The 13,393-nt window shown below is 72.7% G+C and carries 10 protein-coding genes; all 10 read left to right on the top strand.

Annotated features, from left to right (window positions below; translation table 11 throughout):
- Positions 1–67: 67 nt before the first annotated feature.
- The 10 genes from rsmH to murC are packed head-to-tail and all read left to right on the top strand — an operon-like array spanning position 68 to position 13,391.
- Positions 68–1,060, top strand: a complete 993-nt coding sequence (rsmH, locus tag AC0QR5_RS06995; RefSeq protein ID WP_329860230.1) for a 16S rRNA (cytosine(1402)-N(4))-methyltransferase RsmH — start codon at positions 68–70, stop codon at positions 1,058–1,060.
- 2 nt (positions 1,061–1,062) lie between these two features.
- On the top strand, positions 1,063–1,794 hold the full coding sequence (gene ftsL, locus AC0QR5_RS06990) for a cell division protein FtsL (RefSeq protein ID WP_329860229.1): 732 nt from the start codon (positions 1,063–1,065) through the stop codon (positions 1,792–1,794).
- A 48-nt stretch (positions 1,795–1,842) separates the two neighbouring features.
- Positions 1,843–3,693: a peptidoglycan D,D-transpeptidase FtsI family protein gene (locus AC0QR5_RS06985; RefSeq protein ID WP_329860228.1), complete on the top strand. Its 1,851-nt coding sequence runs from the start codon at positions 1,843–1,845 to the stop codon at positions 3,691–3,693.
- Positions 3,690–5,345 (top strand): UDP-N-acetylmuramoyl-L-alanyl-D-glutamate--2,6-diaminopimelate ligase, encoded by a 1,656-nt coding sequence (locus AC0QR5_RS06980; protein ID WP_329860227.1) that lies wholly within the window; start codon positions 3,690–3,692, stop codon positions 5,343–5,345. The genes AC0QR5_RS06985 and AC0QR5_RS06980 overlap by 4 nt, the downstream gene beginning before the upstream one ends.
- Positions 5,346–5,358: 13 nt before the next feature.
- Positions 5,359–6,822, top strand: coding sequence for a UDP-N-acetylmuramoyl-tripeptide--D-alanyl-D-alanine ligase (locus AC0QR5_RS06975; protein WP_329860226.1), 1,464 nt, complete (start codon positions 5,359–5,361; stop codon positions 6,820–6,822).
- A complete protein-coding gene (gene mraY, locus AC0QR5_RS06970; protein ID WP_329860225.1) occupies positions 6,819–7,925 on the top strand; it encodes a phospho-N-acetylmuramoyl-pentapeptide-transferase in 1,107 nt (368 codons plus the stop codon). Before AC0QR5_RS06975 ends, mraY begins: the two co-directional genes overlap by 4 nt.
- The gene (gene murD, locus AC0QR5_RS06965; protein ID WP_329860224.1) at positions 7,907–9,448 is read left to right on the top strand and encodes a UDP-N-acetylmuramoyl-L-alanine--D-glutamate ligase; all 1,542 of its coding nucleotides are present in this window, start codon (positions 7,907–7,909) and stop codon (positions 9,446–9,448) included. Before mraY ends, murD begins: the two co-directional genes overlap by 19 nt.
- A gap of 19 nt (positions 9,449–9,467) precedes the next feature.
- On the top strand, positions 9,468–10,838 hold the full coding sequence (gene ftsW, locus AC0QR5_RS06960; RefSeq protein ID WP_329860223.1) for a putative lipid II flippase FtsW: 1,371 nt from the start codon (positions 9,468–9,470) through the stop codon (positions 10,836–10,838).
- On the top strand, positions 10,835–11,992 hold the full coding sequence (gene murG, locus AC0QR5_RS06955) for an undecaprenyldiphospho-muramoylpentapeptide beta-N-acetylglucosaminyltransferase (RefSeq protein WP_329860222.1): 1,158 nt from the start codon (positions 10,835–10,837) through the stop codon (positions 11,990–11,992). Before ftsW ends, murG begins: the two co-directional genes overlap by 4 nt.
- A 4-nt stretch (positions 11,993–11,996) precedes the next feature.
- On the top strand, positions 11,997–13,391 hold the full coding sequence (gene murC / locus AC0QR5_RS06950; RefSeq protein WP_329860220.1) for a UDP-N-acetylmuramate--L-alanine ligase: 1,395 nt from the start codon (positions 11,997–11,999) through the stop codon (positions 13,389–13,391).
- Positions 13,392–13,393 lie beyond the last annotated feature (2 nt).

The following is a 13,393-nucleotide window of genomic DNA, read 5'->3' as shown; positions in this document are numbered from 1 at the left end:
GGAGGGGGATCTGGTCCAAGTCCAGGCAGGGCAGGCAGGCAGTGACACGTGTGAAAGGGGATGGGGCATGGCCGACGACGACGCACCACGCCCCACGTCCGAGCGGCACGTACCCGTGCTGCTCGAGCGCTGTGTAGGGCTCCTCGCGCCATCGATCCAGGCAGGGATCGCGGAGCGCGGGCGGGCCGTCGTCGTGGATTGCACGCTGGGCATGGGCGGGCACTCCGAGGCGATGCTGCAGCGCTATCCCGGACTCCATCTGGTCGGCCTCGACCGCGACGAGCAGGCGCTGGCCCTCGCCGGGGCGCGCCTCGCGCCGTTCGAAGCGCGGACCGACCTGGTCCACGCCGTCTACGACGAGGTCCTGGACGTCGTCGAGGACCTCGGCTTCGGTTCCGTCGACGGGATCCTCTTCGACCTCGGCGTCTCCTCGCTGCAGCTCGACGAACGCGACCGCGGATTCGCCTACTCCTACGACGCCCCCCTCGACATGCGGATGGACACCTCCACCGGGCAGACCGCCGCGGACGTCGTCAACGACTACAGCGAGGCCGATCTCGTGCGGATCATCCGGGCCTGGGGCGAGGAGAAGTTCGCCGGGCGCATCGCCGCCTCGATCGTGCGCGAGCGGGCCGAGGCGCCGATCACGACGACCGGCCGGCTCGTCGAGGCCATCCGGTCCGTCGTCCCCGCGGCCGCCGCGCGCACGGCAGGCCATCCCGCCAAGCGCACGTTCCAGGCCCTGCGGATCGAGGTCAACGAGGAGCTCGACGTCCTCGACCGCGCCATCCCGGCAGCCATGGACGCCGTCCACGTCGGGGGACGCGTCGTCGTGATGAGCTACCACTCCCTCGAGGACAAGACGACCAAGCGCCACTTCGCCGCCGGGTCCCGCTCCTCGGCACCTGCCGGCTTCCCCGTGGAGCTGGAAGAGCACAAGGCGCGTTTCAAGACCCTCACGAAGGGCACAGAGCAACCCACGGCCGAGGAGATCGGCCAGAACCCCCGGGCCGCCTCAGCGAGGCTCCGGGCCGTCGAACGAATCCTGAGGAGGAGATGACCATGGCCGTCCAGACCGCCGAACGCGTCCACGAGCGTCCCCAGCATCCGGCCATGGTCGACGGAAGCGCCGCCTTGGCCGCCGTCCCGACCGCTCCGCCCGTCGCGGCGCCCGAGGCCCCGGCCCGGACGCCGCTCTCCATCGTTCCCGCCGCCGTCCGGAACCGGCGGATGCCCTTCATCGCGCTGTGCTTCAGCGTGCTGCTCGCGGCGCTCGCCTCGGTCCTGGTCCTCAACGTCCAGGTCGCGAGCGGGCAATACGAGCTCGTGGCACTGCGGGGGACCGAACAGACGCTCGCCCAGGAGAACGAGGCTCTGGCCCAGCAGGTGCAGAACCTCGAGGCCCCGCAGAACCTCGCGGCCCGGGCCTCCAAGCTCGGCATGGTCGTCCCCGGAGCGGTCGCCTCGATCGACCTCGGGACCGGGAAGGTCTCAGGTGTCGCTACGCCGGCCACCGAGGACACCACGGTAACGTCGAACGTGGCGCGGCCCGAGGCGCCGCAGACCGGCCTTCCGAAGGCCAAGGCTCCGGCCAGCGTCCCGGCCGCGGCCGCACCGGAGCACGCGGGATCCGCCGACGCGACGGACCCCTCGGGTGCCGAGGCACCGGCGGGAGCCGGCGCGGAAGCGGCGGCCCGGGAGGAGGCCTCCGACCGTCCCGCCTTCACCGAGGCGGAACTGAACGGGGGCTCGATCCCCGCACCCGCCCAGCAAGGGGCCGACTCGGGCGAATAGGCCGGTCCCCGCACCACGACAGCCGGATTCGACGCGAGGACACAGAACATGGCCAGGACCACCCCCCGGGGCAGTGTGAAGACCGCCCAGGACCCCTCGACGGGAACGCGGCGCCTGCGCGCCGGCCTCGCGATCGTCCTGGCGCTCATGGTCCTCGTCGGCGGACGGCTGTTCTTCGTCCAGGGCCTCGACCCGCAGGCCTATGCGCAGGCAGCGCTCGACAACCGCCTCAAGACCCAGCCGATCGCTCCCGTACGGGGCGACATCCTCGACTCCCAGGGGCGCGTCCTGGCCACGAGCGTCGTCCGCTACGACTTGGTCGCCGACCAGAAGTTCGTCAAGGACGTCTTCGCACGCAAGAACGCCGAGGACGGCACCCGGGAGGAGGTCGCGCTCGAGGACGGGATCGCCGAGCTGGCCGCCGTGCTGGGACGCGATGCCGACTCGCTCACGGCGGCCATCGTCCCCGCCGACCCGGCCAAGCCCAAGCGCTATTCCTACGTCGCCAAGGGCGTCACGCCCGAAGTCCGCAACGCCGCGATGAAGATCGGCCTGCCGGGCCTCGTGAGCGAGCAGCACAGCGAGCGGAACTACCCCAACGGCTCCGTCGCCGGGCCGATCATCGGCTTCCTCAGCGCGGAGAACAAGGCGGAGACCGGCATCGAGTCCGGGGCCGAGGGCCTCGAGCTCAGCCAGGAGTCCCACCTCGCCGGCACCGCCGGCTCCCGGACCTTCGAGGTCGGCGCCGACGGAGTCAGGATCCCGATGGCCACGCTCGAGGAGATCCCGGCCGTCGACGGCCAGGACGTGCGGCTGACCATCAACAACGACATCCAGTGGGCGGCGCAGGAGGCCGTCATGGCCAAGCGGAACCAGTTCAACGCCCAGTGGGTCAACGCCGTCGCGCTGGACATGAAGACCGGCCGCATCCTGGCCCTGGCCGACTCCACGTCGGTCGACCCGTCCGATCCCGGGGCCACGGACGCGCAGTTCCGCACCTCGACCACGGTGACCCAGGCGTTCGAGCCCGGCTCGACGGGCAAGCTGGCGACCTTCGCCGCGGCCCTCGAGGAGGGCGTCGTGACCCCCGAGGAGGAGTTCTCGGTCCCGAACTCCTACACGGTGCAGAAGGAGACCATCAACGACTCGCTCAAGCACGCCACCTACCCGATGACGGCGGCGGGCATCTTCGCCCGCTCCTACAACACGGGCACCGTCATGGTCGGGGAACGGCTCACCAACGAGCAGCGCTACGAGTGGTTCAAGAAGTTCGGCATCGGCAGCAAGCTGGACATCGGCCTGCCGAGCAACAAGGGCATCTTCGTTCCCCCCGCCGCGTGGGACCGCCGGCAGCAGTTCACGACGATGTTCGGCCAGGCCTACACGCAGACGGCCCTGCACACGGCCAAGATCTTTTCCACGATCGGCAACCACGGGCTCCAGGTCGAGCCGCGGCTCATCGACGCCTACATCGACCCCGACGGCACCGAGCACCCGGTCGAGGAGGCCGAGCCGCGCCGCGTCGTCTCGGAGGAGACCAGCGAGCAGATGCGCCGCATGATGGAGACCGTCGTGCTCGAGGGCACCGCCCAGGGAGCCGCCATCGAGGGCTACCGCGTGGGAGGCAAGACGGGCACCGGCCAGGCGGCGAGCCCGACCGGCGGCTACGACGGCCACACCAGCTCGTTCGCCGGGATGGTGCCGATCGACGATCCGCAGTACCTCGTCGTGGTCACGATGCACCGTCCGCAGGGCAATTGGCGCAGCTGGGGCGTGCAGGACACCTTCAAGTCGATCATGAGCCAGGTCCTGAACACGTACAACGTCCCGCCGTCCACGACGGAACCCGAAGGCTACAAGGTCTTCGTCGGCGACCAGCAGAAGTACTCCTGGGAATGAGCGGGATCCTGGACCCGCGGGAGGCCGAGCGGGCCTTCCGCCCCCGCGAGCCGCGCCCGTCCACCCTGGCCGAGGTCCTCGAGCGGTGCGCCGCCCGGGGCCTGGAGCTGGGGCTCGACGGCGATCCCGGCACCCCGGTGACGGGCGTCTGCCTCGATTCCCGGGCCGTCCTTCCGGGAGACGTCTACGTGGCGGTTCCCGGCGCCAACCGGCACGGGGCCGACTTCTGCGCACAGGCCGCCGAGGCCGGCGCGGTCGCGGCCCTGACGGACGACGACGGGGCCTCCCGGGCGCGGGACGCGGGACTCGCGGTCCTGCTCGCCCCGTCGGTGCGCGACGCCGTCGGAACGCTGGCCTCCGCCGTCTTCGGCACCGGGGAGGGGGGTCCTGCCCTCTACGGGGTCACGGGGACGAACGGCAAGACGACGACGAGCTACTTCATCCGCTCGCTCCTGAACCGGCTCGGCTCCGAGACGGGGCTCATCGGGACGATCGAGATCGCCGTCGGCCCGACACGCGTCCCCAGCGTGCTGACCACGCCGGAGGCCCCCCAGCTGCACGCGCTCATGGCGCGCATGCGCGAGGCAGGAATCGAGCGCGCCGCGATGGAGGTCTCCTCCCACGCGATCGACTACCGGCGCACGGCCGGGCTCGGCTTCGAGGTCGCCGGCTTCACCAACCTCACCCAGGACCACCTGGACCTGCACGGGGCCATGGAGGACTACTTCCTCACCAAGGCCCGGCTCTTCGAGCCCGGACGCTCCCGGCACGCCGTGGTCGTCGTCGACGATGACTGGGGCCGGCGCCTGGCCGAAGAGCGCCGGGCCGCGGGCGCCGGGCACACGTGGACGCTCGCCACGGCCGCCGACGCGCCCGACGCCGCCGACTGGACCGTCCGAGGGGTGCGCCCCTACGGACTCGGGCACGCCTTCGAGCTGCACGGACCGGGCGGCGCGGTCCTGCGCGCCCGCACGGGGCTGCCGGGACTCTTCAACGTCGCCAACGCGGCCCTGGCCGTCCTCATGGTCCATGCCTCCGGGATCGACGCGCCCCGGCTGCAGGGCATCCTCGATGACGGCGATCCGCTGACCGTCGAGGTCCCCGGCCGGATGCAGCTCGTCGGGACCCGTCCGAACGCCATCGTCGACTTCGCGCACAACGCCGATGCCCTGGAACGGGCGATCACCGCCGTCCGCGGTCCCGGACCGGATGCCCGCGTCGTCGTCGTCTTCGGCGCAACGGGCCAGCGCGACGTCGGCAAGCGGCCCGTCATGGGCGCCGTCGCCGCCCGCCACGCCGACGTGGTCATCGTCACGGACGACGATCCCCACGACGAGGAACCGGCCGGGATCCGCCGCGCCGTCCTCGACGGCGCCCTCTCGGCCATCGCCGCGGAAGGGCTGGCCTCCACGGCCTTCGAGTCCCACCCGCGCGCCGACGCGATCCGGGAAGCGGTGCGCCTGGCGCGCCCGCAGGACACGATCCTCGTCGCCGGCCGCGGCCACGAGGCCTGGCAGGAGGTCAAGGGCGTGAATCTGGCGCTTGACGACCGCGAAGAGCTCCGGGCCGCCCTGGCCGAGGCCGGCCGCGGAGCCGCCGGCGGCCCCGCCGGCGGCGACGGTGATTCAACCCGCGGCCCGGCGGCAGAGTAGAGTCCTCAGAGCCATGATTGAACTCAGCACAGCCGACATCACCGCCATCACGGGCGGGCGGGCCACGTCCACGGCCCGCCCCGACACCGCCGTCCTCGGCGTCGCCACGGACTCGAGGGAGTGCAGCACGGGCTGGCTCTTCGTCGCCAAGCCGGGGGAGACCTCCGACGGCCACCACTTCGTCCCGGCCGCGATCGAGCGCGGCGCCGTGCTGACGCTCGCCGAGCGCGAGACGTACGCCGAGGACGGCGCGGTCCACCCGGCCGTGATCGTCGACGACGCCGTCCTGGCGATGGGCGCCCTCGCCGCCCACGTCGTCTCCGTCCTGCGCCCGGGAGGGCTGCGCGTCGTCGGCATCACCGGTTCCGCCGGCAAGACCACGACCAAGGACCTGCTCGCCGCCGTGCTCTCCACGCAGGGGCCGACGGTCGCCCCGGTTGGTTCGTACAACGGCGAGGTCGGCGTGCCGCTGACCGTCTTCCGCGCCGACCACGCCACGCGCTACCTCGTCGTCGAAATGGGGGCCACCGGGCTCGGGCACATCGACTACCTGGCCCGCATGACGGAGCCCGAGGCCGGCGTCGTGCTCTGCGTCGGGACCGCGCACGCCGGCGAGTTCGGCGGCGTGGAGAACATCGCCCGCACCAAGGGCGAGCTCGTCGAGGCCCTTCCGGCCGACGGCACGGCGATCCTGAACCTCGACGATCCGCGGACCGCGGCGATGGCCGGCAGGACCGGTGCCCGCGTCCTCGGCTTCGGCATCGACGCACCGGAGGGGGCCGTCTCTGCCCGCGGCGTCGAGGTCGGCCCCGATGGGCACCCCTCCTTCACGCTCGCCTTCCCCGACGGCGGCGCGTATCCGGTGCGCAGCGGCCTGATCGGACGCCACCACGTGCACAACGTCCTCGCCGCCGCGGCGGCGGCCACGGCGCTCGGCGTCGACCCCGCCACGACCGCCTCGGTCCTCGACGGCCTGGGTCCCGCGAGCCGCTGGCGCATGGAGCGGACCGAACGTCCCGACGGCGTCACGGTGATCAACGACGCCTACAACGCCAACCCCGAATCGATGCGCGCGGCGTTGCGCACGCTCGCCGAACTCGGCCTGCCCGACGCCTCGGGAACCGCGCGGCGGACCTGGGCCGTGCTGGGGGAGATGCTCGAACTGGGCGCCGACTCCGTGCACGAGCACGACCTGCTCGGACGGCTCGCCGTCCGGCTGAACATCAAGAAGCTCGTCGTCGTCGGCGTCGGCGCCAAGGCCGCCCACAACTCGGCCGTCCTGGAGGGCAGCTGGGGGGACGAGGCCTTCTTCGTCGAGGACGTCGAGGCGGCCGAGGAACTGCTGAACGGGCAACTGAAACCGGGAGACATCGTCTTGTTCAAATCGTCCAATGGAGCCGGGCTTCGATTCCTCGGTGATCGGATAGCATGGGCGCATTCCGGCGCGTCCGCCGCCGGGGAGGAGGCCGCCCGATGATCGCGCTGCTCATGGGGGCCACCACGGCCCTGGTCATCACCTTCTTCGGGACCCCGCTCTTCATCAAGCTCCTCGTCCGCCGCCGGTACGGGCAGTTCGTCCGCGACGACGGGCCCACCTCGCACCACACCAAGCGCGGCACGCCGACCATGGGCGGGGCGATGATCGTCGCCGGCGTCGTGATCGCCTACTTCGGCACCCACGGGATCCTCCAGCTGTTCAGCGAACACGCCACGGGGCCGACGGCGAGCGGTCTGATCCTGCTCTTCCTCATGGTGGGCATGGGGCTCGTGGGCTTCCTCGACGACTTCATCAAGATCTCCAAGCAGCGCAGCCTCGGCCTGCGTGCGTGGCAGAAGATCGTCCTGCAGGCCGCCGTCGGCGTCGGATTCGCGCTCCTCGCGCTCGGCTTCCCCAACGCGAAGGGGCTCACGCCGGCGTCGACCCAGATCTCCTTCATCCGCGACACCCCGCTGGACCTGGCCTTCGCCGGACCCGTCGCCGGCGTGCTGCTCTTCATCGTCTGGTCCAACCTGATCGTCACGGCCGCCACGAACGGCGTCAACGTGACGGACGGCCTCGACGGGCTCGCGACCGGGGCGGCGATCATGGTCTTCGGCGCCTACACCCTCATGGGCATCTGGCAGTACAACCAGGCCTGCGGCTCCTCCCGCTCGATCGGCTCCGTCTGCTACGAGGTCCGGGACCCCATGGACCTCGCGCTCCTCGGAGCCATCCTCAGCGGCGCGCTCGTGGGCTTCCTCTGGTGGAACACCTCACCGGCCCAGATCTTCATGGGCGACACCGGCTCCCTCGCCATCGGCGGAGCGATCGCGGCGTTCGCGATCCTCTCCCGCACCGAGCTGCTGCTCGTGGTCCTGGCCGGCCTCTTCGTCCTCATCACCCTCTCCGTCATCATCCAGGTCGGATACTTCAAGCTCAGCGGCGGCAAGCGCGTCTTCCTCATGGCGCCGCTGCAGCACCACTTCGAGCTCAAGGGCTGGGCCGAGGTCACCGTCGTCGTCCGCTTCTGGATCCTCGCCGGACTCTTCGTCGCCGCGGGCCTCGGCATCTTCTACGCCGAATGGGTCGTGGGCCTGTGACGCACGTATCCCTGGATCAGTTGACCTCGTGGGATGCCGACTGGGCGGGCCTGCGCGTCGTTGTCGCGGGACTCGGGCTGTCCGGCTTCTCCGCCGCGGACACCCTCATCGAGCTCGGCGCGCGCGTCGTCGTCGTCGACGGCTCGGACACGGCAGAGAACCGCTCCCGGGCCGACACCCTGGAGATCGTCGGGGCCGCCGCCGTCCTGCTCGGGACCGAGCACCAGGACCGGCTACCCGAGGTGGACGGGCAGGCCGCCGAGCTCGTCGTCGCCTCGCCGGGATGGAACCCGCGCCACCCCGTGCTCGCGGACGCCGCCGAGCGCGGGATCCCGGTGTGGGGGGACGTCGAGCTCGCGTGGCGCGTCCGCGAGCGGGCCGGGCGCAGGACGGCCGAGTGGCTCGTCGTCACGGGGACCAACGGCAAGACGACGACGGTCGGCATGACGGCCTCGATCCTCGCCGCAGCCGGGCTCCGGGCCGTGGCCGTGGGCAACGTAGGCACGCCGATCCTCGACGCGATCCGCGATCCCGAGGGCTTCGACGTCCTGGCCGTCGAGCTGTCCAGCTTCCAGCTGCACCACACCCACAGCATCTCCCCGCTCGCCTCCGTCGTGCTCAACGTCGCCGAGGACCACGTGGACTGGCACGGCTCGTACGCCGATTACCTCGCGGCGAAGGCCCGCATCTACGAGCGCACCCGAGTCGCCGCGGTCTACAACGCGGAGCAGCGGGAGACGGAGCGGATGGTCGAGGAGGCCGACGTCGTCGAAGGCTGCCGGGCGATCGGGTTCACGACGAACGTCCCCGGGCTGAGCATGCTCGGCGTCGTCGACGGCCTCCTCGTGGACCGCGCCTACGTCGAGGACCGGACGACGAGCGCGGCCGAGCTCGCCGCGCTGACCGACCTCGGCGAGGTCGTGCCCCGGCACACGGCCGCCAACGCGCTCGCGGCCGCGGCCCTCGTCCGCGCCTACGGCGTCGAGCCCGTCGCGGTCCGCGACGGGCTGCGCGGCTTCGACCCGGGGGCGCACCGCATCCAGGCCGTCGCCCGCCGGGACGACATCCTCTGGGTCAACGACTCCAAGGCCACCAACCCCCACGCCGCGGCCGCCTCGCTCGGCGCGTTCGAGCACGTCGTGTGGATCGCCGGCGGCCTCTCGAAGGGCGTGGAGTACGAGGAGCTGGTCGAGGCGCATGCCTCCCGTCTGCGGGCCGTCGTGCTGATCGGCACCGACACCGCGGGACTGCGGGCGGCATTGCGGCGACACGCGCCCGACGTGCCCGTGATCGGGCCGGGCGTGCGCGAGACTGGAAGCGAAACAGCCACCGAGGCGGGCGAGGCCCGCGGTTGGACGGTGATGGCGGAGGCCGTCGCCGCCGCCGCGGACGTGGCCCGGCCCGGCGACACGGTCCTCATGGCGCCCGCCGCGGCGTCGATGGACCAGTTCGCCTCCTACGCCCACCGCGGCAACGCGTTCATCGACGCGGTCCGGAACGTGATGGAGCAGACCCCCAGCTAGACCCCCCGAAGGAGCACCCGTGACAGCCCCCTCCTCCCAGCGGCGCGGCAGCGCAGGGCGCAAGCCGCGCGTGCGGACCGCGGGGGCGCGGGGAGCGGCTGCCGGCCGCTCCCCTGCACGCCCGGTCGGCGCCCCGGCCGCCGCGGACCGCCGGACGGAGCCGGCCGGCCCCGTCGCCGGCGGCACGCCGCCCGGACGCGGCGCCGCCAGGCTCTGGGGACTGCTCGACGGGGAGGGTGGCACGAGCCAGTCCAGCTACTACATGATCCTCGGCAGCGCCGTCGCACTGACCCTGATCGGGCTGCTGATGGTCCTCTCCTCCTCCTCGGTCGAGGCCATCTCCAGGGCGTCGTCCTCCTACGGCCTGTTCGTGCGCCAGGGCCTGTTCGCCCTCGCGGGCCTGGCCATGATGTTCGGCATGTCCCGCCTGCCCGTGCGGTTCCTGCGCAAGCTCGCCTGGCCGGGACTCTTCACGGCCCTGCTGCTGCTCGCGGCCGTCGCCTTCACCCCGCTCGGGAAGACCGTCGGCGGCAACACCAACTGGATCGTCATCGGTTCGTTCCAGGGCCAGCCCTCCGAGGCCGCCAAGCTGGCGCTCGCGATCTGGGCGGCCCAGATCCTCGCGGTCAAGGGCAGCGCCGTCCTGCAGACCTCCCACGCGATCATCCCCATCGTCTTCCCGGGCGGGGCCGCCGTCATCGGTCTCGTGCTCTACGGTCGGGACATGGGCACCGCGCTCGTGCTGGGGCTGATCCTCATGGCCACGCTCTTCCTCGCCGGGGTCCGGCTGCGACTCTTCGGCATCGCGGCGGCCCTCGGCGGGGCCGGCGCGCTGGCCCTCCTGCTGTTCTCCGGCAACCGGCTCGGACGCATCAACGCGTGGCTGAACATCGACTGCGAGTCCAATGCCGCCTGCTACCAGCCCACGCAGGGCATCTACGCGCTCGCCTCCGGAGGCTGGTGGGGCGTCGGCCTCGGACAGTCGCGGCAGAAGTGGAACTACATCCCCGAGGCGCAGAACGACTTCATCGTCGCCGTCATCGGCGAGGAGCTCGGACTCGTGGGCGTCCTCGTCATCGTCGTCCTCTTCGCGCTGCTCGCCGTGGCGATGTACCGCGTGGCCGTACGCAGCGGCGACGTGTTCGTCCGCGTCGCCACGGGCGGCATCATGGCCTGGCTGCTCGGCCAGGCGTTCGTCAACATCGGCATGGTCACGGGGCTGCTCCCGGTGATCGGCATCCCCCTCCCGTTCATCTCCTACGGCGGCACCGCGCTGACCCTGTCGCTCGTGGCGGTCGGCGTCGTCCTGTCCTTCGCCCGCGCCCAGGCCAAGGCCGAGCGGGAGGCCGCCGCCGACGGAACCGACCCACAGGAAGCACACACCGCATGAGCTCCGGAACCCCCGGCCACGGCACCGCTGAGCCCTCCGCCCCGGGACCCTCCGTGGTCCTGGCCGGCGGCGGCACCGCGGGCCACGTCTCGCCCCTCCTGGCCATCGCCGACGCCGTCCGCGAGGCGGCTCCGGACGCGCGGATCACCGCCGTCGGAACCGCTTCCGGGATGGAGACCCGGCTGGTCCCCGCGGCCGGGTACCGGCTCGAGAGGATCGACCGCGTGCCCATGCCGCGCCGGCCCAACGCCGACCTCTTCCGCCTCCCGCTGCGCTTCACCCGGGCCGTCAAGGCGGCGGGCCGGATCCTCGACGAGGCCGCGGCGGACGCCGTGGTCGGCGTCGGCGGCTACGTCTGCACTCCCGTCTACCTCGCCGCGCGGCGGCGCGGCATTCCCGTGGTGATCCACGAGGCGAACGCCCGCGCCGGCCTCGCCAACCGCGTCGGAGCCAGGTTCGCGGCGCGGGTCGCGACGGCGTTCGAGGGCACCGGGCTGCCCCGGGCCGAGCTCGTCGGCATGCCCATGCGGGCCGAGATCGCCCGGCTGGACCGGGCGGCGGAGGCCGCCGAGGCCCGCGAGGGCTTCGGCCTGCGCCCCGACGTCCCGACGCTCGTGGTCACGGGGGGCTCCTCCGGGGCCGCCTCCATCAACCGCACCCTCCAGGCCGTCGTCCCCCGGCTCGCCGGCGGGGGGCTGCAGATCCTGCACATCACGGGCCGCGGCAAGCAACTGGCGGGGGACGACGGCGGGGCCCTCGCCGCGCCCGGGTACCACCAGGTCGAGTACGTCGACGGCATGCAGTCCGCTTACGCCGCGGCGGACCTCATCGTGGCCCGGTCCGGGGCGGGCACCGTGTGCGAGCTCGCCGCCGTCGGGCTGCCCTCCGTCCTCGTCCCGCTGCCGATCGGCAACGGCGAGCAGCGGCTCAACGCGGCGCCGCTCGAGCGGGCCGGCGGGGCAATCGTCGTCGACGACGCGGGATTCACGCCCGAGTGGTTCCTGCGGGAGGTCCCCGCGCTCGTGGCGGACAGCGCCCGACGGGAGTCGATGGCGGCCGCGGCTTCCGCGCTGGGCCGTCGCGACGCGGCAGGCGCCATGGCCCGGATCGTGCTCGAGGTGATCGGTGCGCGGCGCCCGCGCGTGGGAAGCTAGAGGCATGCAGCAGAACCAGGACCCCGGCGAGCTCGGGGCTGTCCACTTCCTCGGCATCGGAGGCGTCGGCGTATCCGCCGTCGCCCGGCTGATGCTCGCCCGCGGAGTCCGCGTCTCCGGCACCGATGCGAAGGACCTGCCGGTCCTGGGCGAGCTCGCCGCGCTCGGCGCCCGCACCCACGTCGGCTACGCCGCGGAGAACCTCGGTGACGCCGACACCGTCGTGGCCTCCTCGGTCATCAAGGACGGCAATCCGGAATACGACGAGGCCCGGCGCCGCGGACTGCGCATCCTGCACCGCTCCGAGGGCCTCGCCGCGACCATGGCCGGGCACCACGTCGTGGCCGTCGCGGGGACCCACGGCAAGACCACGACGACCTCCCTCACCGCCGTCATGCTGCGCGAGGCCGGCCTCTCGCCGTCGTTCGCGATCGGGGCCAACGTCGCCGGGCTCGGGGTCAACGCCGAACTGGGCGGGGGCCGGATCTTCGTCGCCGAGGCGGACGAGTCCGACGCCTCCTTCCTGAACTACCGCCCGGACGTCGTCGTCGTCACGAACGTCGAGGCCGACCACCTCGACCACTACGGCACGGCCGAGGCGGTCCACGCGAGCTTCCACCGCTTCGCCTCCCTGCTCCCGGAGGACGGACTGCTCATCTGCTGCGCCGATGACCCCGGCTCCCTGGCCCTGGCCACGCGCATGCGGCGCGAGCGCCCGGACCTGCGGGTGCAGACCTACGGCTTCAGCGAGAACGCCGACCGGCGCATCACCGGTGCCGGCGCGCAGGGGCTGCGCTACGCGTGCCTCCTCGAGTGGGGCAGCGGCGAGTCCTGCGGGATCGACCTCGCCGTCCCGGGTGACCACAACCTGCTCAATGCCGCTGCCGCTTTCGCCGTCGGGCTCGACAGCGGGCTCGAGCCGGAACAGGCCGCCCGCGGCCTGGCCGCGTTCAGCGGCGCGGCCCGCCGCTTCGAGTTCCGCGGCGAGGCCGCCGGGGTCAAGGTCTACGACGACTACGCGCACCACCCCACCGAGGTCCTCGCCGCGCTGCGCGCCGCCCGGAGCGTCGCCGGGGACGGGCGCGTGCACGTCCTGTTCCAGCCGCACCTCTTCTCCCGCACCCGGGAGTTCTGGCGCGACTTCGCCGACGCCCTCTCGCTCGCGGACACGGCGCTCGTGCTGGACATCTACCCCGCGCGCGAGGAGCCGATCCCCGGCGTGACGAGCCGGCTCGTCGTCGACGCCCTCAACACCGACGGCGGAGCGGCCAGCGCCGGAGACGCCCCGCGCCGGCTCGCGGAGGCCGCGCGCCCCGGCGACCTCGTGATGACCATCGGCGCGGGGGACGTCACGGAGGCCGGCCCGCGCATCCTCGACGCCCTGCGGGGTCCGGTGTGAAC

This window comes from Arthrobacter sp. J156, assembly GCF_056172865.1.
This window is presented reverse-complemented; position numbering and strand designations above follow the sequence as displayed.

Bases quoted from the DNA above. Each gene is read 5' to 3' on its own strand.
- rsmH (WP_329860230.1), top strand. From the start codon at position 68: ATGGCCGACGACGACGCACCACGCCCCACGTCCGAGCGGCACGTACCC.
- ftsL (WP_329860229.1), top strand. From the start codon at position 1,063: ATGGCCGTCCAGACCGCCGAACGCGTCCACGAGCGTCCCCAGCATCCG.
- AC0QR5_RS06985 (WP_329860228.1), top strand. From the start codon at position 1,843: ATGGCCAGGACCACCCCCCGGGGCAGTGTGAAGACCGCCCAGGACCCC.
- AC0QR5_RS06980 (WP_329860227.1), top strand. From the start codon at position 3,690: ATGAGCGGGATCCTGGACCCGCGGGAGGCCGAGCGGGCCTTCCGCCCC.
- AC0QR5_RS06975 (WP_329860226.1), top strand. From the start codon at position 5,359: ATGATTGAACTCAGCACAGCCGACATCACCGCCATCACGGGCGGGCGG.
- mraY (WP_329860225.1), top strand. From the start codon at position 6,819: ATGATCGCGCTGCTCATGGGGGCCACCACGGCCCTGGTCATCACCTTC.
- murD (WP_329860224.1), top strand. From the start codon at position 7,907: ATGGGTCGTGGGCCTGTGACGCACGTATCCCTGGATCAGTTGACCTCG.
- murG (WP_329860222.1), top strand. From the start codon at position 10,835: ATGAGCTCCGGAACCCCCGGCCACGGCACCGCTGAGCCCTCCGCCCCG.
- murC (WP_329860220.1), top strand. From the start codon at position 11,997: ATGCAGCAGAACCAGGACCCCGGCGAGCTCGGGGCTGTCCACTTCCTC.